Raw genomic sequence first — 20,648 nt, forward strand, 5'->3', positions numbered from 1 at the left:
CATAATCACTTTTCCCACAGATATAGTCGACTGTCATAACTTTCTGCCACCACGGTCATATGTGTATTGATATATTCGAGCGTTTCAGCGTCTATTATGCGATTAAGGCCTCTTACTGGCGCAGCCACAAATAGCACTCGCTCATGCTGCTGTAATACATCCTGCAATTCCTGCTTTGAACGAAGTACCGGATTACCGACAAATTTATCAACGTAGTAAGGTGACTGCCGAACGGTGTCGTACACCACTTTACGGTCGGTAATAGTTTGAATGAAGTAACTGCCCTTCTCTTTAGCGTAGTGCTCTGATACAAGGGGGATAGTGGACATCACCACATCGCCTTCGCGCTGATACTGCTTCAGTGCGAGGGAAACCGTTCTGCCATCAACACCTGCAAGACCTGGGCGGTAGTCCACTCGCATTTGGTCGATGTTATCACCCATGAAACGGTAAATGTGCATCAGCCCAGACGTGGCAGGTAAGAACAATAGAAGCGTAAGCAACGTAATGGCGATTCCAGATTGCAGGTTTCCGGTCGCGCCAGAAATGCGTTGCCCTACGCGCTGTAGCCCTTTCACTGAATAGGTAAATACGGCGGCCACTGCCAGCAAAAATACCGGCAACACAAAGTAGAAATAGTGGGCATTATAAAAGCCTAATAAGTTTGTCAGCGACAGATAAGCCGTTACCACAAACAGCATCACGAAACTCAGCCTCCGTTGATAAAACATCATGACCAAACCAACGACAAAGAATAGGCTTAGTGCCAGGTTGAATTCGGTAAAGAAAAAATTCTGAATGTAGTAGAACGGATCGTAAGACGGATCGGTAAACGTTAGTTTCGGCGCTGACGTGTCACTTTTACCATAGCCAACCATGATGTAAGGCTCCTGCAAAAGCACACGCCTTATACCCTGCCCTATGGCGACGAACAGAATTAACACAGCAGCAATCCACAGATTGGGCTGGAAGAACCATTTCCAGTCACCCCATCGCATAATAAGAGCTACTACCACCATAACCGGCAATACAAGACCAGACCCTTCCCAGCTAAAATAGCTGAAGGCAAACGCTAAAGCAGAAAACACGGCGAGACGAATACTGATATTGTCGCTGCTCAGTAACCGATAAAACACGATCAGCGTAAGCAAATTGAAAAACTGGATTTGCGAAGGGTGAAAACAATTCTGTGCCCAATAAATCGCCCAGGGCGACACGGCATAGAGCAAACCGGCGATCAGTCCGGTTATGCGATTAAACCATTTTGAACCACAATAGATGATTACCCCACAGGTTGCAGTACCGAACAACAGTGCCGGGATGCGCAGGCCAATATCGCTGTAACCCACTATCGATACTGACGCAGCCAGAAAATAAGGCACCAGTTCATACGTGGCCAATTCCACTTCCATGCCGCCTACCATCAAATACGGATAGCCGCGCTCGAGTACACCACGGGCAAACCCGGCTATTGTGGCTTCATCCACCGTTAACGCCTGCTGCCCCATGCCTTCGACTCGCAGTAAACATGCTATGGCAACTATCGCTACGGCAACAAGCCAGAACAAATAGTGGTTGATGAGCCCAAGACTCGGTTCTTGCTGACGATCAATTGGAACAGTGGCTACGGCGGGTCGATGAAGCCAGGTTTGAATCATCGAGGCCAAAGTAAGCATGGCCCAGATCAGCATGAGAAGTAGTAGATTCGACCACGCAAATATCTCTCTGGCTGAAAAACGTACGTCTTGTGCCACCAGCCAGGCAACAACCAGCGACAATGTGCCGATGAGCCCCGGTAGAAAGAAGCTGTCGAGAATTTGTGAACCGTTCAGTCCAGCAAGGCGACCACCGGCCACGGCTCCTAATGTAAAAAGCAGTATGGCCAGTACCGGTAGCCAGGGCATGATCTGCGCAAGAGGCGGTGCGGAAAATGCCTCATTGACAGCCATCTGAAATATCGGTTGCTCTGACGACAGCGCCAGCGACAAAGGTGGCAAGGCTTTTTTTGCAGCGGTGATATCTGGATTGATATAGGTAGAGGCAGCATCGCGTTCTATTAACCATTGCGGTTCAATATAGCAGGTGCTAACAACACCACTTTCTTCAATAATGAGCCCCCCTGCTATTTGAGGTGGCATTCCGCCGGTAAAAAACAAAAACTGGATGGTGTTGTCACCCGCGTGCAACCGGGAACGAAAGCTGGTTAATTCAAGCAAATTATCGCTGGCGGAATACATGCCAGCGCTGACTCCATTCACCACCACCTCGAAAGGCACGGAACTGGCGATGGCAAACCAGGCTTGACGAGTGGCATCAGATACCTGCAGGTTTCCAGACACACTGACTGTCCAAAAGTTCTCACCAAACACTGTCAGCATGTCAGGACGAGGCAGTGTAAGAAATAAATCGTTAGACACATTGAGTTGCGCGGGGGGTTGCCGGTGCGACTCAATAGTCGCGTTTTTCCAACGAACATCATCATAGCTGCTATCTGACCAGGTAAGCTGACTTTGTACAGGAGGCAACCGACTCGCCACTTTCACGTGTTGCCCTGAATAAAAATACTGTAGTAATCCTGCATGGTTTATCGTTGCCAGCTCGTACCTTAGCTGAACGCCCTTCGGAAACGTCGCTTTGTTTACTTCAAAAGCAAGCAGGTTTCGCCCACTTTTCAGCCACGGTGATACATCAATAACCGCGGTAGGCAACATGGACCGTGCACGTTTTTCCTGTGCTTTACGGCCATTCACATACACCACGATATTGTCGGAGCCAGACACGGTGAGTACCGCCCGTTCGGGCACATCAGCAAGATCTACCGCTGCGCGAAAATAACCATTTGCAGTAGGATCGTTGGTACTCAACCACTGTGAACCGTTCCACTGCACCGGATACCGCGTATTCGCCTCATCTACAGATTTAAGATAGCCAAAGAGCAGTACGAGACAGATGAATAAGAATGCTGGGGCCAGCTTTAGTGATCCTCGGTTCATCATACTGCCTCAGGAGCCACTCAGGCCTTTAACCGCCCGGTAGTTTTTATCGCTGTCTAACTGAATGGAATGTTCATAAGCGTCACGGGCTTCAAGAATGCGTCCACTGGCCACCAGGCAATCCCCCTTTGTGGTCCAGATATCTGCTTCAACGGAGCGGTTGCTGATCGCAGGGATCAGATTGTCCGCCAACAGATTACAGGCTTCATGCTGGCGGGTCTCCTTATAGATATACAGCAGCGCAAGTTCAGATGCAGCATTTCGCCCTATTTGCAGCCCCTGTTGATAGTAATCTTCCGCGCGATACCAATCGTTGTCCCACAATGCCAGTAATGCCATTCGATTCAGCGCTGTCTGAGTCATTGCAACTTCCACGCGGTCCATTGCATTATCACGCAGCACGGCGTGATTCTTCGTTCTCAGCAATACATCGTGAAGCGTAAGCACGCCGTTGAAATCATTGGCCGCCAGGCGCTGGCTCATCACATAAGCACTTGCCAAGGGAGATTCAGGCCCTTCTACCTGATACGCCACGTAAGATTTCAGTAGAGGAAAGCCTGTAGAGAATGCTATAACCGGGTCCAGCTCTGTGACCTCTGCCAGCTGCACGATGGCACTTTCCACCTTATTGTCATTTAAGTCCCGAATACCCTGATTGAGTTTCAGGTAAGCCAGCAGTACTGAACCGGTGCCATTTAATAGTACAAGCGCAGCAATAAACACAACCACAATTAAAGAACTATGCAACCAGCGATGGACTTTGGCCCAGGCATATACGGTAAGCAGAACCGTCATTAACAAGGCAAGTTTTGGTCCCCAACCCAGTATGCCTGTTGTGGCAGCGAGGCGGTCGGAAAATGCGTAAGCGTCGAATACCAGCGGCGTTTCCACTGACCGCCCGGCGTTTGGTACATCGTGCAGCGCTAGTACATGCTGCATTTCCCGGAACTGCGTACTTTCGGTGATATATTGCAGTAAATGAGCGCCGTCGAAAAAGCTAACTTGCTGGGCAAGGGTGAAAACAAACCCAAAAAGGCTTAGCGCAATGACAAGGCGTACCAATGGCCTTTTCATCGCTGTGGCCAAAAGAAACAGCCCCATCAAACCTGCTGAAAGCAATAGGATATCTCGGGTTGCGGGGGTCAGCGCAGCTAAACGACTACTACCGGAAAGTGGCATATTCACCCACACGCCAGACATCCCCAACATAAGCAAGGCACCTGCAAGCAGTAGTGCCGGATAATTCTCAGCAAATCGTAACGGCGATAGGGCCCGATGAATGAGAGAACGAAATGACAACGTCGCTACAGCTTTCATCACGCGCTGCCTTCACTCGCCGACGGCGTTGACGACTGCCGGTTGGTAAAACGGGCTACCAGCGCTGAGACGTCCTGAACACTGAAAACTCTGAATGCAAACAGCCCTACTAAATACAAAAAGAAAAATACGACGGTGAAAATTATCTGGTCCCAGAACGTTTGAGGTAACCACAACAAAGCAGGTAAACAACATAAAATAGAAATGAATGCCGGACGCCAACAAAGTGAGAACCAATTAACGGTAATTTCACAGCACTTCAGGAATTTCAGAGCCAGTATAAAATAGCAAAGCTCCCCGCACAGCGTTCCCCATGCTGCTCCCTGCACACCCACCAGCGGAATAAGGACAACGTCAGCAAGCGCATTCACGGCTAAACACCCCAGTGCCGCAAGTAAGTAAAAGCGCTGATGATTAAGAGCCACAAACAAGTAGCTCAACAGCATATTAATAAACAGGCCAAATACGGTGAACGCCAGAACGCGAAGTAATCCACCGGCCTCTGCGAATTCATCCGCATAGAACAGGTTAACCAGGCTATCCGCTGAAATGAAAAGGTACCCGGTTAGTGGCAGCGCCAGCAGAACAAACCCTTTAAGGCACAAAAGAAAAAATGCATTCAATTGCTCTGCGTCGCCCGCGGCAAGCCGGGAAAAGGCCGGGAACAATGGCAAACATAAAGCGAAGGGAATCATGTCGATCATCTGCACTACTTTGTAGGCAGCGCTGAACACGCCGACGGCGGTAGCGCCCAGCATCAACGACAGGATCAGCACATCCACTTGCAGCGTTAGACGACGAATGACCATGGATGCACCCACCGGCACGGCAGCACGAAACAAAGACAGTGCATACTGCCAGTCGCGACCAAAGCGGATCGTTACGAAGCGTAACGAAACCACCATAAAGAAGAACAGGTACTGCAACAAATTGGCGACCAGATAGGCGAAGCAAATACCCAGTAAGGGGGAATTAAATGGCGATGACGGGCCACCCCACCACCAGGCCAGGGCCAGCAAAATGATTTTATGCGCGACAAAGCAAAACGCGTTGTAACCCATTTCTTCAAACGCCCGGCATACCGACGAATAAACGACGGAATGGTAAGTAGCAAGTACTGCTGCCGCCATGATGATGCAGGCATACCACGAGGTTATTGAATCGAGTAGCCCCCAGCCAACAAGAGTAATGATTACAAACATGATGGCCGACAAACACCACGCCAGCGTAAGCACATTCCCCATAATATAAGCAGTTTTGCTTTTATCTTTGGCGACCTCGCGGACGATTAAATTTGTAAGACCGAAATCAGCCACCAGCTGACAGACACTGGTAATGGCCAGAATAAAGGAAAACACACCAAACGCTTCAACACCCAGTAAACTGGCGCACAGCAGTAGGATCAGAAAACTGAGTACACCGCCCACGCCTTCACTGGCGAAAACGTAAAGCAGATTTTTAGCGACGTTTCCGTTACCGCTCATTTAGCCTTGGCTACCACAGGCGGTATTAGTAAATAGCACAGCATCCACATAGTTCATCCATGCGGCATTAAAGGCGCCCAGAAGATTCAAATAAGCATTGATACGGTCATCTTCCGCCTGAATAAGTGCTTCCAGACTATTTAAACCACTTCCTACCCTTTCCTGCTCGCTCTGCCAAACCTGCTCGCGCCTGGCCAACTCCATTTCAGCGACTTCTATCTTGCTACGGGCACTGTCGATACCATTTTTTATAGCCTCGGCTTGCAGTGCCTTCACCTTTTCAAGATATTTAAGTTCAGTGCTCACCGCTGTGATGGATTTTTGTAGACTACGGGATTCACCATAATTGGCAGGTATGGCACCCAGCGGATATTCAAATGATAACCCCACTTCTCCGTAGTCCTTTCTTACGGCAGACTCGAAGTTATCCCCGCTTCGCAGTTTTAAATATAGATTCATCGATGGCTTTAGCTTACCGCGCTGGGTGGCCAGCTTTTGATGTTCGAGTTCGAGCTGGGCACGCAGCATGCTGATATCTGGTTGGGCGCCAATGAGCGTATTGATATCACCGATTTCAACTTCTTTTTCGATGACGCTGCGAAGTTCCTTATTGGCTTTACCGTCTTCAAATGCCGTTAAGGTGACATCTTGGCCTGTTAGCAGAGACAGATAACGAATACTCATTTCTCGCTGACGGTAGGCATCGGTCAGCTTTTGTTTTAAGTTGTAGTAACCCGCACGAGCAGCAACCAGATCGTCGGCGGTCGTCACCCCCGCTTCCAGCGTGGCGTTCATGTTATCTAACTGTTTGTGGCGTTGATTAGTGACAGGCTCAAGCAAATCAATCTGGGCACTGTAGGTTAAAGCGTTGAAGTAATACTGACTTACCAGCTTATAAGCATCCTGCTGGGCAGACGATAACTGCGCCATGGCAACATCGTAGCCAGACTGGTTCTGGTATTCTGCCAAACCATCTTCGCCCAACCAGCGACCATCACGGTAAAGTCCCCACTTCATATCGACTTTGCCCAGCCACGCCTGACCTTTTTCATACACATTGGGGATGGCGGGATCCTGCACTGGTCCGTTTTCGATGGCGAAGAAGCTGGTGGGCTCCCCCCGGGCTGCGTAGACATCTACGCCAACCGTGAGATCAGGCATCCATTTGGCTACCTCTCCAGTTGCTACCCGCTCCTGCGCCACATCGAGCTGCGCTTTCGCAGCTGCAGTAACGTCACTTCCTTCACAAACCAATACAGAAACCCGCTCAAACGATGGGATCACTACGTCTGCTGATACTGAAAACGCCGTCAGCCCGACTAATCCAACCAAACCATTAAAGCGCATCGCCAACCTCCACTTTATCTCCATCTTTTAATGCCTGTTGTCCAACAACAACCACGTCCTGTCCAGCTTTGAGGCCACTACGAATACCTACATAGCCCTGCTCATAGCCAGTAAGTGTTACTTCATTGAGTCTTGCGGTTTTACTCTCATCCACGGCGAACACAAATGCATTACGTCCGTCGCTACCAAGCAATGCGATAGCGGGAATACGAACAGCGTCTTGACCCTGCTCAAGTAATTTTATCGAGGCGACCCCGCCCATGCCCGGACGCAATATCAGATCCGGATTGTCCAGACGAGCAAACACGGAAAGTGCGTCAGACTGCTCGTCTACCTCGCTGCCAATTCTAAGTATGCTGGCCGAAAAGGTCTGCTCCGGAAACGCATCAAGACTGACATCCACCGCCTGACCTAGCGCCAACTCAGCATAAAACCGTTGAGCAACTTTCGCTTCAACATAAATAGGATTGGTAACGCTCAGGGTGATCAGCGGCGAGGAAGTTCTTGCCGTGGTATTGGCAAATGCGCTAACGGAGGTAACAACGCCGCCAACCGGTGCGTTTATGGTTATCTGCGAGTAATCAGATTTTGCAGTTTGCAGTTCGTACTGGTTGGTCAGCAGCGAGGATTTGGCCTGTTTCGCGGCAAGTGCCGCTTTGGACAGTTCGTCTTGCCCCACCAGCTTCTTACGAAACAATGCTTGTACTTTTTCAAAGTTATCCTGGGCTGCACTATTTTCTTCTTCGGCAATCTCCACCATAGACTCAGCCAGTTCGAGCTTGGCTTTAATCAGATCAGGATAGAAAGACACCAGCGGCTGACCTTGCTTCACCAGTTCACCGGTTTCCACATGTACGGTTTCAACCATAGCCTGAAATCCCGGGTAAACAGGCAGACTCTGATTCTCTACTAACACTGCCTGAGTAACCAGGTTTGAGGACACCGGCGCTGATTCTGCGCGCACAATTTTGACCGGTATTGGCGCATTTTTATCCCGGGCAAAGGATGGACTGGTGGCTTTAAGGTGTGAAGATACGATTTTCATCGCCCATGCCCCCATGCCTACCAGTGCAATGAGTAGCACCAATAACAAAGCGACGGAAATGACTTTTTCCGATTTTGTTTTTTTACTTGTCTCTTCCATAACAGCCACTTTTACTACCTGAAATTACCACTGAACACATTTACTACCAGCCGCTTAGTTTGCTCTCGTATGTCCTTTGACATCAGCCAGACGATAAGTCCAAAGCCGCCAAAAATAATCACTTCCCGAACCATGACCCAGAGATTATGCAGAGATAAAAACTCTTCCATGGAGCCGTGATGCGGCCCGAGAAACATGGTCAGCGGTGAATGAATACGGGCATCCACAAAAGGCCACAACACCACGGTACCAAAGCTTGGATGCCAGCCCGGGTTCGGACCGGTAAACCAGTCCACAGCAACATGACTCATAAGGCCGAAGCCTACCAACAACGCAAAAAATCGATTTTTCTTTTCATCAACACCGAATACCCGGCCAATCAGCCAGAATATCGCACCTGCTAGCAGTGCAAACACGATGGAGTGGGTTGCTTGCCCATGGAAATAATGATGATGCTCACCAATCAGTGGCCCTACCAGTAAGTCCAGATCAGGCGCATTAGCCAGAAACACGGCGGCAAATACCAGTGGTACAGAAAAGCGCGTCACATAGTGTGGTGCTATGATTCTGCCAACCATCAGACAATCAATGCCACATAATGCGTGGCCCAGTGTGCTTGCCATTATTTCCCCTGCTTACTTCTTACGGCTTAACGAGTTGTTCGGCAATGGCGGCCAGCGATGCTTCCAATTCCCGATTGCGCACATCCACATCCCATACTTCAAAATACTTCGCCCCCAACGCCATTCCTGCTTCTATGGTTGCATTCACACTGCCTTTTAGCAGTCGTTCCGGCTGTCGGGTTTGGTTACCAATGAGTTGCAGCGTGCAGAATGATGTTTCGCATGCCTTTTCAAGAAACGGATAAAGGGGCGCATTCCAGCGCTGCGACTTCCCGCTCCACCATGCCGAGAACAGACCGAATCGCTTGCCTGCTTGTTGCAAACCATATTCAAGAACGGCGTCTGCCGGTTCGTAAGAATCGAGCACTGGATGAATTTCAATATCCAGCGGCGTGACGGGAAATGCGCTTACATACGCATCGATAATAGATTGCAATGCGTTGATATGCTTCTCGACGGTATAGCCCGCATCATGCCACGGGCCGCTAGATACATTTTCTCTGCGGCCATTGACCCGCTGCTCGGGCAACTGCATCTCGAAGCCGTTTTTAGAAGAATGCGTGATGTGCACCAACGCAATTGCGCTTTCGTCTTGATAGCGCTCGCCTAATGCGGCGATGAGGGCACGCCAATGCTTTAGGTAAATAGTATCCCAGGGTAACGGAATTCGTTCCTGCCGGTTCCCCCTTTCAGAGTAACGGGTTTTAAATTCATAAGAAAAAGGCTTCGCACCAGCGTCATAAAGCCAGGCAGGTGCTCTGGGGCCATTAAGCACGCTGAGCGATACCTTTTTATTGTGCCTATTTGCCTGATTGATCAGTGCATCTATGGCGCTAAAATCATAGCGCCCGATTGCAGGTTCAATATCATCCCAGCCAACACGGATAAGGTTGCCGTGCACAAAAGGTGCAGATAACACTTTGTCACTGATGCGAGGGCCGGAACTAACGAAAATACCGTTGGGCGGAGCGGTTGTTGACGTTTCACTTTCTGCACTAGCAGGCACCAGCGCACCTGCTCCGACAAGTAATATCAGCGTTAGAATAATCCAGAAAGAAAATGAAGTTTCGCGTCCGTGCATGTTGTCTTTATCCTGCAGCTTTAATGCCGCACCACTGCGGCAACACCGGAAAATAGTGCGACGGATTTACCGTAAATTGCCGGTAGTCTTCAGGAATACCAATGTCGATAAAAGGACCAATGGCTTTCACCGCGTACAAACCCGATTTCACCAATAACGGCAGCACTTCTTGTTCCAACGAAAAGAACTGGTTTGCCGGCATCGCAGCAATCACACTCGCAGGAATACTGTAAACCCCAGCGTTTATCCAGCCACTTCGTTGCTCTGGCTGCTTTTCGTGGAACGACGTTATACGGCCGCTGGCGGTAACCCCCACTTCGCCGTAACGACTGATATCATTCACCTGCGCGACCACCATGGCAGCGCCTCGCTCAAAAGCGGTATCTCGCAGTTTGGAAAAACGGAAGTCGCAATAGCTGTCGCCGTTGAAAATAAAATAGTGCTTTGCAGGGTGTTGCTCGTAGCAGTAGCGCACCGCGCCCCCTGTTCCCAGTGGCTCAGGTTCAACGACTAAGGCAAGCTTGAGGCCTGGTAGCGCGTCCTGCTGATCTGCGATAAAAGTATCGAACTGTTCAGCTTTATAGCCTGCTGCAATCACAATGTCGTGAATACCCTTGCGATACAACATGTTCACCATGTAAGCCAGATAGGGAATGCCATTTACCGGTGCCAGAGGCTTGGGCACGTCACTCAACACTTCACGCAGCCGGGTGCCTAATCCACCGGCCAGAATAATGGCTTTTGAGCTCATACTGGTTCTCCGTTACTCAGTATCGAAACTGAGGTAATCACTAGTTACCCCCCGCGAGACTATCTTCGCAGGATTTCCTACTACAGAGCAATTATCGGGAATGGATGAAATGACCAGCGCATTGGCTGCAATCACCACATTATTCCCAATACTTACCGCGCCCAGAATTTTCGCACCCGCGCCGACAAACACGTTGTCACCTAATGTAGGCTTGCCTTCTCCGGTGTGATCACGACCAATGCACACGTTCTGATTCACCGTAAGATTGTTGCCAGCCAATGCAGGATCGATTTCAATTCCTGCGAAATTATGCAGAACCAGTCCGCGACCTATTTGCGCCGTAGGTGAAATACGGCAGTCAGTGAATAATCGCAGCACACCTTCGATGAGCCAGGCAAAAAATGATAACAGCACCGCGAGAATATCCGGTTTCACGGCATGGCATTGCTGGCGCAGACGAAACGCCATCACTGCCAGCGAGCCCCACTGCAACGTCATTTTGATGTACTTGTTCACAAAGTTATCTATACGGGTATAGTGACGACGCTTGCGCCTGAGATCGACATGCAGCGCTGCAAAACCGTTATCGACAACCGCTTTGTCAGAAACACTATTCGGCATCGACTACTCTCCGGCGTTCGATAAAGTCAATGCGCACAACATTTTGTCTACGTTCGCCTTTGCGCTGCTCTCGGATATCTGCAGGCAGTGCATCCGCATCCATCTGCCGGTTTTCCCAGAACCTTGGCTGATAGCTCTGCCGGATATAGCGCTTCAACTCCGGCTGCAGGGATTCATAATCACCGCTCCGCAACATCTGATAAATCACGGCAATGCCCCGCGCCAATACATCCCATTCGTACAGACTACCTAAAGTTCTACGTGCTTCGGTAGCAATTTTTTCGGCCATCGCAGGGCGATTCAGTAACCATTCAATGCTTTCAGCAAACTGCTCAATGTTATGATCTTCAGCCAGCACCGCATTTTTCATATGATGCAGCCCTTTTGCTGCACCGGTGAAACCGGCAATGGGAATATTGCCGCACATGTAGTTCAGAATTTTTACCGGGTGACCCGGGCAGTCAGTGCGGGGCAGCGTGGCCACATCCGCCAACGCCAGATAATCAGGTAGTTTTTCCAACTTCAGACCTTCTACGATATCCGTGATGTCACCAATATCTAATTCGGCAATCTTCGTTTTAATCGTTTCCAGATCTTTCGGATTGACGATATTGGCCGCCAGGATCAGTCTGAGATTATCAAACTTCGGCTTGATCACTGCTGTCGCTTCCAGCAGGTAATCAATGCGCTGAAAGGCATCCAGACTACCGGTGTAAATTACAATGTTATCGTCATCACCATAGCCGTATTTTTGCCGTAATGTCGACTTATCATTGGTTTCAAACATCCCCGGATTCACGCCCGCCGGGAGCACCTGAATCTTTTCTTTTTTCACACCGAGTTTAACCAGATAGTCTTTCAGCGAATCAGACACTGCGGTAACGTAATCGCCGGTAAACGGGATAGTTTTGTCCAGCAGCTTAGCCAACTTCGTAGCGAAGCCTTTGGACCAGATAAAATCATAGGTCACAAGCTCATCGACCATATTGTTAACGGCGTTATAAAGCATGGGCTTGCGGGTAACCAATTTGGCCAACCAGCCAATTAACGCGCCTTCATAGTTGTGCGCATGAATCACATCAATTTTATACTTCCAGATTAACCAGATAAGTCGGAAAACCATCAGCGGGTCGTAGACAAACTTTTCTAATGCCGGGCCGACTTTTACCCGCTTTTTATTCAAAAACGGGAACGATACCCGGTGAATTTTCGGGCCGGTTACCGGAATATCCTCTTTAATGGGATAGGTAAGAATATGCACCTCATGGCCCTGCTCGACCAACGCTTCTGACATCTCGCGAATGGATGCCGGAGAACCGTGATTCGCCGGAAACGGACAGGCTGCCACCATGACTACTTTGTGTTTTACTGACTCATCCATGCTGTACTTCTGCTTCGGTTTCTCTGATCCTCGATGGATTGATAATTAAGATATCCGGCATGCTTTCTACTTTTTTTGCGAAGCCGCCATACATGGCTTCAAGGCCATCAATGATTGGTTGCGGCTGTGACTGCCAGGCCGATTTGCGCTGCTTCACCGTAAAGGGTTTATTGCAGTCGAAAAAGGCCAGTACCTCATCGATATTTTCCGCCAGCGCCTCATATTTGATCAGCATTACCGGATGCCGGGTTTTAGCCGGGTCGGCCCAGTTGCTCAGTTGCCGGTCGAGATGAAAGGCATCCTCGCCCCCTGCCAGATATTGTTCCAACGAAACGCCTTTTAATTCAGGCGCTGTAGTCGGACTATTAGCGTTCATGGCGTTCGCATGCATGCCCTGATAACCACGGCGGAATACCGACAGCACGCTGTTGTAAGGATTACCGAATACGTACCCGAGTTTCACTTGCTTCTCGTCGTTATATACCTCTGGAGAGTAGGCATGTTCGCGGGGCGTTTTGTCTGCAATGGAACCGATATGTCGGGCCAGCGCCGTAGAGCCCACGCCGCCCATAGAGCAAAGTGCTACTGAAGATCCGGGAAAAATAATTCGACGTAATGCTGGCGCTTTGTTGATGAGAGATACCAGACCGGCGAGCTTTATCGTGTCCATATCTGCCCCTCCCTGCCAAGTAAGTTGGCTAAGCGAAGCTGCTCGTCCTCAAATATTGCTTTTAGTTCTTCTTTTGAAGCTGCGTCCATATCCGGTATGGGTTCTGATTTCGCATTAAAGCGACGCACCATTTGTGCCACGCCGGAACGTTTTAGTTGTTCTGCAAAACCAGTCATGCCTCTTCTCGCCATAAAGCGATAGAATCGCACCAGAATATTTTCGAGTTTAAGAAAGCGATAGTTCACTGCCTGATTACGCTTTTCCTCCACGCCTTCGGGCAGAAAGCTGATATCCTCTACGCCAATGAACTCGAATATTCTGCGATAGCATTCGGCGAGATCGTGCTGCATTTCCTCAAGCACCAGAACCAGAATATTTTCTTTCGGAAAACGTTCAAAAAACGGCACCAGATAATCGGTGTAGTACCCAAAGCGAAGCTTTCCTTCGTCTTTGATATATTGGGAAAACGGATAGTCAGGTGGCAGATCGCCCTTACGAATGAAATGCTGAAAGTCTGAATAGGTGCGAGCAACCGGATCGCGCACCATAGCGATAATTTTCACATCGGGAAAATGGTGGTAGATGCGTTCCGCGGCGTCAGGGTGGTACATGTAACTAATAGAAAACTCACCTTTGCGTTTATCCCCTGCGCCATTGAACAGCCCTTTGTACCAGTCAAATGTTTGTTGTTCATACAGGTCACCGAAGTAGTGAATTTCCTTCGGATTCCCATCAAATATTTCGGGATGTTGTACAAGATTTTCGAACAACCAGGTCGAGCCACACTTGCCCGAACCAATGCCAATAAAATCCATTTTAAAATCTTGCTGTGACATTTAGCTCTCCACTGCCTGCGCTTTCTTTTTTATTCTCGCCGGATTGCCTACCGCCATGGTGTCATCTGGAATGTCGGTAAGTACCAGGCTGTTTCCGCGGATAATCACGTTATTGCCAATGCTCACACTGCCCAGGATTTTTGCTCCGGGCTCTATGTATACGTTGTCGCCAATCACCGGCAGGGTTTTACTTCCCCGCACATTGCCTACCGTTACCCCGGAACCCACAGTAAAATTCTCACCTATGGTTTCAGCCAGAATAAAAACGCCGCCAGTGCCATTAACGGCAAAGCCTTTGCCAATGCGACAATGTGCCTGAATGCTGATCCCAGTGAGCCCCTGAGTCATGAAAAATACCGGGTAATAAAGCGCCTTTAGTACCAGCTTCAATGGTTTTGCTCTCGCATCACCAGCAAACCTGCCAAAGCGATAAACACAGGTGGCCAGCCAGGTTCTGCTAAAGAAGCTCAATAGCCGGCTGATACCCTCGTCGTTCTGGTCAGTAGTGATTAAGCGTTGACGGGCATCGGCTTTAAGATTTTCAAACATCTGTAATCTCGTTAATAATTGTTGTCGTTGCCTGCCAGCTTTTCGCTCATCCAGTTGGTTTCTCTGGAAATGATGCGCGCCGGATTTCCCATCACCGTGCAGTTATCCGGTACGTCATTAATCACCACCGAATTGGCGCCGATCACCACGTTATTGCCAATGGTGACACTACCGAGCACTTTCGCTCCGGCCGCAATCAGCACGTTGTTACCAATTTTAGGCGGCTCGGGCTGGCCGCGTAGGTGACCAATAGTGACTCCCTGAAACACAATCACGTTTTCCCCCATCTCACCTTCGCTGATAAAAATGCCGCTAAAGTTGTGGATGGTGAAGCCTTTTCCAATTTTTGCTTTTGACGGTATATAGATACCAAACCCGGTTACCACGATGGCTTTTAGAAAAAAATAGGGAATGCGAAATAGCACGCGAATGAAGCTGACTTTAATGGTGCGGGTCCAACTACCATAGCGATAAACGGTACTGGCGATGGTACCCGGGTCGAGGAAAATTCTGACGTTCTTCACAAACCAGCTCTTCTGGCTCAAAAACCAGTCCTGCTTGAATTTAAGATCGCCTTTGATTAACTCAAACACGCGCTGCTACCTGACCTTCAACATAAGCTGTTAGGGCGTTGAGCGTCTCGAATACTTCTGGGTCCAGTTCATCAGATTCAATTTCAATATCGTGTACCCACTCAAGCTCCACAATTAGTGAGATACGATTTATCGAATCCAGATTCAGCGGAGCATCAGCTTCTATAGTGCTGAAGTCCTTTTTGCACACTTTTGTCAGTGTTGCTCGTAAAGACGTGATGATTTCTTGTTGACTGCTCATAGTATGCTTCCTGATTACTTAGCTTTCTTTTGGAACAAGCGGATTGGGAATCTTTCGGTGATCTGCATCGCCGGTTTGCCGCTGATATTTATAATATAAGTGCGATATATCGCTTCGACGTATTCCGGTGCGCCAGAGGTATGTTCATTGGGCAGGAACACTTCGCGGCCAAAGTCGACAATTTCACGATAGGTCTCAAGGCCTATTTCCCGGAGCAATTCACCGATACCGATTTTTCCGTCCAGCATTTGTTTACGGACGTCATCATCTAGTAAATCCATGCGCAAATAGGAAGTGGCGAAAGCATAGATATCTGACGTGGTTTCGCCTTTTAAAATAACATCGCGCTTCAGCGCGTGGTCACCCACCTTTGCGTCGATCAGTGGTAGAGCCTGCGTTAGCCAAACCGGCTCTTGCCACTGTTTTTCAACACGAATTTTCTCCCAGAAAAACGCCTCCAGACTTTTGGTAACCGTTCCATCCGTCACCAGTAGCGTTCGCAGGAACGGGGGCAATGCTTCCATATCCATTGCGTTGTCATTGATATTGTGAACAATGCCACCCTCAATGAATCCTCTGCTTCTAAAGTGTTCTTTCAACATAATTGCTTCCTTTCTGTCGCGTCCACTGCTCGTGTTACAGGTATTTTCTTAGTATTTTTCCCAATGGACTTCGGGGTATCTCACTTCTGAACTCGATCATCTTAGGCCATTTATACTCAGCGAGATTCGCCTTACAGTGCGCCACAACATCACCTTCAGTAAGATCATCAGCAACGACTACCGCCTTTACCACTTCTCCGTAGTCGTTGTCTGGTTTCCCAAGTACCACCACCTCGCGAACCGGTTCGAGGGCCATGAGTACCTTTTCAACCTCAATCGGGTCAACCTTTAACCCAGCAACATTGATTAGTTGCTTTTTACGCCCCGTGATAAAGAGGTCGCCATGAACGTTCTTAAACCCGATATCCCCTGTGACATAGTTGCCTTCGATAAATGTCTCAGCAGACGCGTCTGGATTATTTTTGTATTCAGTCGCAGCTGAGGGACTCTGCACCACTATGTCACCTTCCACTCCTGGCGGACATTCCATACCATCATCATTAATTATTGAAACGACATATCCCTTTAGAGGGCGCCCTACCGAGTTTGCGGGTGCATCGCCAATATTAAGTGCAATAGCGCCAGCTTCCGTAGACCCATAAAGCTGACAGGCGGTAACAGTCAAAGTTTGCTGTAGGGCCTCACGAATCTCATCAGCTAAGGGAGCACCGGCAGTAAAGACCAAACGAAGTTGTGATAAGTCTGGTTGCTGCTTTAACCGTGTCGAAGCTAGCATCTTAAGCATGAATGTTGCGGAGGGGTAAACCGTGACAGCATGTTTTACAAGCGCTCGAATCACGCTTCGAGGATTAAATTCACCCGGCGTAATGACCAACTTGGCGCCATTGAGTAGGGAGGCCATAAATGCATTTGAAAAACCGTGGGCATGATGCAAAGGAACTGAACACAGGAATACATCCATAGCATCGACCAATGCCGTTTGCCTGAATGCTTCATACTCGGCAATGAGTTGCCGATAGGTTCGTACAACTTGTTTAGCCTTACCTGTAGAGCCAGAAGAGAATAAGACGAGACCCGGCGCTTGAGCGTCATCATCTTCAACTACACCATTTCCATCTGCAGACTCTATTGATTCAAATGCTATCGTAGAAAGCTCAACGGATAAGCTCGCGATACGGGTAATTTCTTCGGTAAGTGCAACGACGAGGGATGCCTCGGATCGTGACAAATAGTCCTTGATTTCGGTGTCTGTGAACTTTGAATTCAACGGTAAAAGACAAGCGCCAATTTTGAAAGAAGCTAGCATGGTCGCTATAAGCTCTATACCAGCTGGAAGTGATGTGGCAATGACCTTACCTTTCCCCATCCCTTCTTTGCCAAGGCGGAAAGCGATACTGTTTACCAAGCCATTTAATTCAGAAAAGGTCAGGTCCTGATTCCCACATACAAGAGCAACTTTATGAGGATGCTCCTGGACCTGTGTATAAAAATGTTTGTACAACATGAACACTTACCTCAGGAAATCTTCGCGTGAAGTTTAAACAGCTCGTAGAATGCTTTCAGGATAACGAAAGGATTAGCGCCCGTTTGCTCGCCGGCTTCTCTTGGGTAATGACTAACCGCCACATTAATCATGCTGAAACCTCGCTTCTTAGCTAATGCCAAAAGCTCGGTGTTAACCATGGCCCCGCCAGCTTCTAGTTTGATCACATCGAAAATATCGCGACGGAACAATTTAAAAGCACAGTCGATATCTTTGACTTTTATCTTGAATAAAAATCTTACCAGGCTTGACCATGCCCAACCATTAACACGTCGATGAAAGGGATCGGCACGATTCTCTCTGTATCCAAGAATCAGATCATAGCTATCCACATAAGTGAGCAGACGGGTAATTTCTTCTAAATCAAACTGACCGTCTGAATCGGAAAAGAAAACATAGTCATTCTTTGCAGCTGCGAAACCACTACGTAAAGCTGCGCCATATCCCTGATTATATTGATGATGAATCGGTTTGATTCGCTCATCAAATGCTGCAAGTGTATCTATGATTTCGCCCGTACTGTCTTCTCCACCATCGTTAACAGGGATGATGGTAACGGTATGAAAATATTTCGAGAACGCCTTTATTGCATTTTGAATTGAGCGAGTAATATTTTCTTGTTCGTTATACGCCGGAAAAATAATCGATACGCTAGAAAGCTTCTCCGGTGATTCCAACACTGCAATACGCTTCTTCGGCGCTTCATGCGTGTCTATAAAGTCAACTGTCGCTGTGGCACTTCCGCTGTTCATCTTTTAGTCCCTTACCCCTTCATCTACGCTATCATCAGACGGTGTCTGAGATGCTGCTCAACACGTTGATTACGCCACGATTCCACTCCATCAAGCTCAAATTTAAAGCTCTCAACGCGCGCACCCAACTTCTCTAACACGGAAACCACTTCCCGCTTCTTATTGTGTTCACAGTAAAACATCATGAAGCCTCCACCACCCGCACCACTTACCTTGCCGCCAATAGCACCTGCTTTTCTTGCGGCTTCGTAGATCTCATCGAGTTCTGCATTGGAAATGGAACTCGCCATCTGCTTTTTCTGCTGCCAGGCTTCATGTAATAATTCGCCAAACTCGTTTGTTTTACCTCGTAGTAAAACTCGCTTCATATCTAAGGCGTGCTGCTTGATCTGATGCATAGCGTCGATATTCGAAGCCTTTTTATCCTCAACGTTCTTAATCTGATCTTCGATGATGGTGGAGGACAAGCGAGACTTTTGGGTATAAACCAAAATCATGTTGTACTCGAGTTCGCGAACCACCCAAGGATCAATCTTAAGACGATTTACCAGTACGCTATCGCCGTCAAACTCCATAAAATTGAAGCCACCAAAAGCTGCTGCATACTGATCTTGCATTCCTCCCAGCTGTTTAAGTTCAAGTCGTTCAATATCGTGAGCAAGACGGCCAATTTCATAAGCGTTCATAGAGAGGCTTTCCATCTCATTGAAAGCACCAATAATTGAGACCATCATTGCTGATGATGAACCCAGCCCGGAGCCAGGAGGAGCGTCATTGTGTGTAATAACCTTCAAGCCGCATGCCTGGCCCATGAGGTGTTTGTAAACTGAACGCACAAAACAGGCATCGGAAAAGGGTGATTCAAGCGTTGAGCTGCAGAAATGGGTCGTCTTGTCAAAATCGTATGAAGTGACAGAGATATCAGATTGCTCACTACGGACTAAACTGGTGTAAGCGAATTTATTTATAGTGGCATTTAAAACAAGTCCACCATAGCGAGAAGCATAAGGGTTTACATCTGTACCACCGCCAGCGAACGATATGCGTAACGGAGCTCGAGAACGATAAATTTCCATATTTACATCCTTGAATGAATGCTGGCATAACCGGGGTAATAGCAATACCAGCTCGTCGCATCATCAAATACTTCCTATAGGTGACCCTTTGCGACTTTTTCAGCACTCTTCGATTGTAGAATCGGAATGCTTAATAATAGTTATATTGTGTAAATGTAGAGCAATATTAGTACCACTCAGATATTCCGAAAATGAGATCTCGGATATAGATCATAAAAATCATTGAGTTAATCAAAATATTCAATGACCAATAATAAAAGTGAAAACTTGATTTGCTATGGCTACAGTACATTTATAAAACTTTTCGTGCACCAAATCGATTCTTTTCTAACCGGGCTATTTGCGAACCAGATGATTACTGAGCAATATGAGGCAAATGTATTAGAAATTTTTTATGGATTATGCCGGTCTGGTGACTCTCGAAGAAAATCTAAACATCTGAAAATAAATAAATATTTAACTTAACGAACTATAAAGTGTAAAAAATATAAACAGCACTTTTGAGTTTCTCTTCTGGATCAGTAGTACCTTTTTTGTATTTTTTATTGGGCAAAAAAATCCGCTCTAAATTAGTGCAAAATTTCACCAGAATGAAAGATTGAACACGCGAGCATAATCATTAGAAATGAAGTGTTGGGAAATGTCTATTAAGGGTCAGGTTATAAACGCAAAAAGCCCGCTCAAATGAGCGGGCTTTTTTCGAAATGGGAGCCTGACGGTGTGCTACTCTCACATGGGGAAACCCCACACTACCATCGCCGCTAACGCGTTTCACTTCTGAGTTCGGAATGGGATCAGGTGGGACCACGTCGCTATTGCCGTCAGGCATTAAACTTTTAATACAACATCGAACTATGTCGCTGCTGTGTAGAAGAAGTTAAAAAAGACTATCTTCATTACCGTATTTGCTCATCAGGGCGTTATAAACATCGCCTGCCAATGCAGTGCCGGTGTTTATCAAAAAAGCCCGCTCAAATGAGCGGGCTTCTTCGTAATTGGGAGCCTGACGGTGTGCTACTCTCACATGGGGAAGCCCCACACTACCATCGCCGCTAACGCGTTTCACTTCTGAGTTCGGAATGG

General features: G+C 48.0%; 19 protein-coding genes and 2 rRNA genes. All 21 read right to left on the reverse strand.

Annotated elements, in window-relative coordinates; all coding sequences use genetic code 11:
- Window positions 1–5: 5 nt before the first annotated feature.
- Entirely contained in the window at window positions 6–2,996 is a 2,991-nt protein-coding gene (locus ACXAGX_RS19645; RefSeq protein WP_474840455.1) for an ArnT family glycosyltransferase, read from the reverse strand.
- 6 nt (window positions 2,997–3,002) lie between these two features.
- Window positions 3,003–4,310, reverse strand: a complete 1,308-nt coding sequence (locus ACXAGX_RS19650) for a tetratricopeptide repeat protein (protein WP_474840457.1) — start codon at window positions 4,308–4,310, stop codon at window positions 3,003–3,005.
- The gene (locus ACXAGX_RS19655; RefSeq protein ID WP_474840459.1) at window positions 4,310–5,794 is read right to left on the reverse strand and encodes a flippase; all 1,485 of its coding nucleotides are present in this window, start codon (window positions 5,792–5,794) and stop codon (window positions 4,310–4,312) included. Before ACXAGX_RS19655 ends, ACXAGX_RS19650 begins: the two co-directional genes overlap by 1 nt.
- Entirely contained in the window at window positions 5,795–7,141 is a 1,347-nt protein-coding gene (locus tag ACXAGX_RS19660; RefSeq protein WP_474840461.1) for a TolC family protein, read from the reverse strand. It abuts the gene before it with no gap.
- Complete coding sequence (locus ACXAGX_RS19665; RefSeq protein ID WP_474840463.1) at window positions 7,131–8,285, reverse strand: efflux RND transporter periplasmic adaptor subunit; 1,155 nt, start codon at window positions 8,283–8,285, stop codon at window positions 7,131–7,133. The genes ACXAGX_RS19660 and ACXAGX_RS19665 overlap by 11 nt, the downstream gene beginning before the upstream one ends.
- A gap of 14 nt (window positions 8,286–8,299) precedes the next feature.
- Complete coding sequence (locus ACXAGX_RS19670; protein WP_474840465.1) at window positions 8,300–8,908, reverse strand: metal-dependent hydrolase; 609 nt, start codon at window positions 8,906–8,908, stop codon at window positions 8,300–8,302.
- Window positions 8,909–8,927: 19 nt separating this feature from the next.
- Window positions 8,928–9,989, reverse strand: coding sequence for a beta-galactosidase (locus ACXAGX_RS19675; RefSeq protein ID WP_474840467.1), 1,062 nt, complete (start codon window positions 9,987–9,989; stop codon window positions 8,928–8,930).
- A gap of 7 nt (window positions 9,990–9,996) precedes the next feature.
- On the reverse strand, window positions 9,997–10,740 hold the full coding sequence (locus ACXAGX_RS19680) for a nucleotidyltransferase family protein (protein ID WP_474840469.1): 744 nt from the start codon (window positions 10,738–10,740) through the stop codon (window positions 9,997–9,999).
- 12 nt (window positions 10,741–10,752) lie between these two features.
- Window positions 10,753–11,361, reverse strand: coding sequence for a serine O-acetyltransferase (locus ACXAGX_RS19685; RefSeq protein ID WP_474840471.1), 609 nt, complete (start codon window positions 11,359–11,361; stop codon window positions 10,753–10,755).
- Window positions 11,351–12,742, reverse strand: coding sequence for a glycosyltransferase family 4 protein (locus tag ACXAGX_RS19690; protein WP_474840473.1), 1,392 nt, complete (start codon window positions 12,740–12,742; stop codon window positions 11,351–11,353). The genes ACXAGX_RS19685 and ACXAGX_RS19690 overlap by 11 nt, the downstream gene beginning before the upstream one ends.
- A complete protein-coding gene (locus ACXAGX_RS19695; protein WP_474840475.1) occupies window positions 12,735–13,412 on the reverse strand; it encodes a hypothetical protein in 678 nt (225 codons plus the stop codon). Before ACXAGX_RS19695 ends, ACXAGX_RS19690 begins: the two co-directional genes overlap by 8 nt.
- Window positions 13,400–14,248, reverse strand: coding sequence for a sulfotransferase domain-containing protein (locus ACXAGX_RS19700; protein WP_474840477.1), 849 nt, complete (start codon window positions 14,246–14,248; stop codon window positions 13,400–13,402). The genes ACXAGX_RS19695 and ACXAGX_RS19700 overlap by 13 nt, the downstream gene beginning before the upstream one ends.
- Window positions 14,249–14,797, reverse strand: coding sequence for a serine acetyltransferase (locus ACXAGX_RS19705; RefSeq protein ID WP_474840479.1), 549 nt, complete (start codon window positions 14,795–14,797; stop codon window positions 14,249–14,251).
- Window positions 14,798–14,808: 11 nt separating this feature from the next.
- Window positions 14,809–15,390 carry a serine O-acetyltransferase gene (locus ACXAGX_RS19710; RefSeq protein WP_474840481.1) on the reverse strand — a complete coding sequence of 194 codons (582 nt, stop codon included), beginning with the start codon at window positions 15,388–15,390 and terminating at the stop codon, window positions 14,809–14,811.
- Window positions 15,383–15,631, reverse strand: coding sequence for an acyl carrier protein (locus tag ACXAGX_RS19715; protein WP_474840483.1), 249 nt, complete (start codon window positions 15,629–15,631; stop codon window positions 15,383–15,385). The genes ACXAGX_RS19710 and ACXAGX_RS19715 overlap by 8 nt, the downstream gene beginning before the upstream one ends.
- 14 nt (window positions 15,632–15,645) lie before the next feature.
- A complete protein-coding gene (locus ACXAGX_RS19720; protein ID WP_474840485.1) occupies window positions 15,646–16,233 on the reverse strand; it encodes a chorismate--pyruvate lyase family protein in 588 nt (195 codons plus the stop codon).
- Between the two features lie 34 nt (window positions 16,234–16,267).
- Window positions 16,268–17,698, reverse strand: a complete 1,431-nt coding sequence (locus ACXAGX_RS19725; RefSeq protein ID WP_474840487.1) for a class I adenylate-forming enzyme family protein — start codon at window positions 17,696–17,698, stop codon at window positions 16,268–16,270.
- Between the two features lie 11 nt (window positions 17,699–17,709).
- Complete coding sequence (locus ACXAGX_RS19730; protein WP_474825075.1) at window positions 17,710–18,489, reverse strand: glycosyltransferase family 2 protein; 780 nt, start codon at window positions 18,487–18,489, stop codon at window positions 17,710–17,712.
- 23 nt (window positions 18,490–18,512) lie between these two features.
- Complete coding sequence (locus tag ACXAGX_RS19735; RefSeq protein ID WP_474840489.1) at window positions 18,513–19,565, reverse strand: GHMP family kinase ATP-binding protein; 1,053 nt, start codon at window positions 19,563–19,565, stop codon at window positions 18,513–18,515.
- A gap of 710 nt (window positions 19,566–20,275) precedes the next feature.
- Window positions 20,276–20,391, reverse strand: a 5S ribosomal RNA gene (gene rrf / locus ACXAGX_RS19740).
- Window positions 20,392–20,566: 175 nt separating this feature from the next.
- Window positions 20,567–20,648, reverse strand: a 5S ribosomal RNA gene (gene rrf, locus ACXAGX_RS19745); the annotation flags it as partial.

The organism is Alteromonas sp. ABV4_515, assembly GCF_056160345.1.

Coding starts and splice junctions, on each gene's coding strand:
- ACXAGX_RS19725 (WP_474840487.1), bottom strand. CDS start 17,698: ATGTTGTACAAACATTTTTATACACAGGTCCAGGAGCATCCTCATAAA.
- ACXAGX_RS19655 (WP_474840459.1), bottom strand. CDS start 5,794: ATGAGCGGTAACGGAAACGTCGCTAAAAATCTGCTTTACGTTTTCGCC.
- ACXAGX_RS19650 (WP_474840457.1), bottom strand. CDS start 4,310: ATGAAAGCTGTAGCGACGTTGTCATTTCGTTCTCTCATTCATCGGGCC.
- ACXAGX_RS19680 (WP_474840469.1), bottom strand. CDS start 10,740: ATGAGCTCAAAAGCCATTATTCTGGCCGGTGGATTAGGCACCCGGCTG.
- ACXAGX_RS19690 (WP_474840473.1), bottom strand. CDS start 12,742: ATGGATGAGTCAGTAAAACACAAAGTAGTCATGGTGGCAGCCTGTCCG.
- ACXAGX_RS19705 (WP_474840479.1), bottom strand. CDS start 14,797: ATGTTTGAAAATCTTAAAGCCGATGCCCGTCAACGCTTAATCACTACT.
- ACXAGX_RS19730 (WP_474825075.1), bottom strand. CDS start 18,489: ATGAACAGCGGAAGTGCCACAGCGACAGTTGACTTTATAGACACGCAT.
- ACXAGX_RS19660 (WP_474840461.1), bottom strand. CDS start 7,141: ATGCGCTTTAATGGTTTGGTTGGATTAGTCGGGCTGACGGCGTTTTCA.
- ACXAGX_RS19665 (WP_474840463.1), bottom strand. CDS start 8,285: ATGGAAGAGACAAGTAAAAAAACAAAATCGGAAAAAGTCATTTCCGTC.
- ACXAGX_RS19670 (WP_474840465.1), bottom strand. CDS start 8,908: ATGGCAAGCACACTGGGCCACGCATTATGTGGCATTGATTGTCTGATG.
- ACXAGX_RS19675 (WP_474840467.1), bottom strand. CDS start 9,989: ATGCACGGACGCGAAACTTCATTTTCTTTCTGGATTATTCTAACGCTG.
- ACXAGX_RS19695 (WP_474840475.1), bottom strand. CDS start 13,412: ATGGACACGATAAAGCTCGCCGGTCTGGTATCTCTCATCAACAAAGCG.
- ACXAGX_RS19720 (WP_474840485.1), bottom strand. CDS start 16,233: ATGTTGAAAGAACACTTTAGAAGCAGAGGATTCATTGAGGGTGGCATT.
- ACXAGX_RS19700 (WP_474840477.1), bottom strand. CDS start 14,248: ATGTCACAGCAAGATTTTAAAATGGATTTTATTGGCATTGGTTCGGGC.
- ACXAGX_RS19715 (WP_474840483.1), bottom strand. CDS start 15,631: ATGAGCAGTCAACAAGAAATCATCACGTCTTTACGAGCAACACTGACA.
- ACXAGX_RS19735 (WP_474840489.1), bottom strand. CDS start 19,565: ATGGAAATTTATCGTTCTCGAGCTCCGTTACGCATATCGTTCGCTGGC.
- ACXAGX_RS19685 (WP_474840471.1), bottom strand. CDS start 11,361: ATGCCGAATAGTGTTTCTGACAAAGCGGTTGTCGATAACGGTTTTGCA.
- ACXAGX_RS19645 (WP_474840455.1), bottom strand. CDS start 2,996: ATGATGAACCGAGGATCACTAAAGCTGGCCCCAGCATTCTTATTCATC.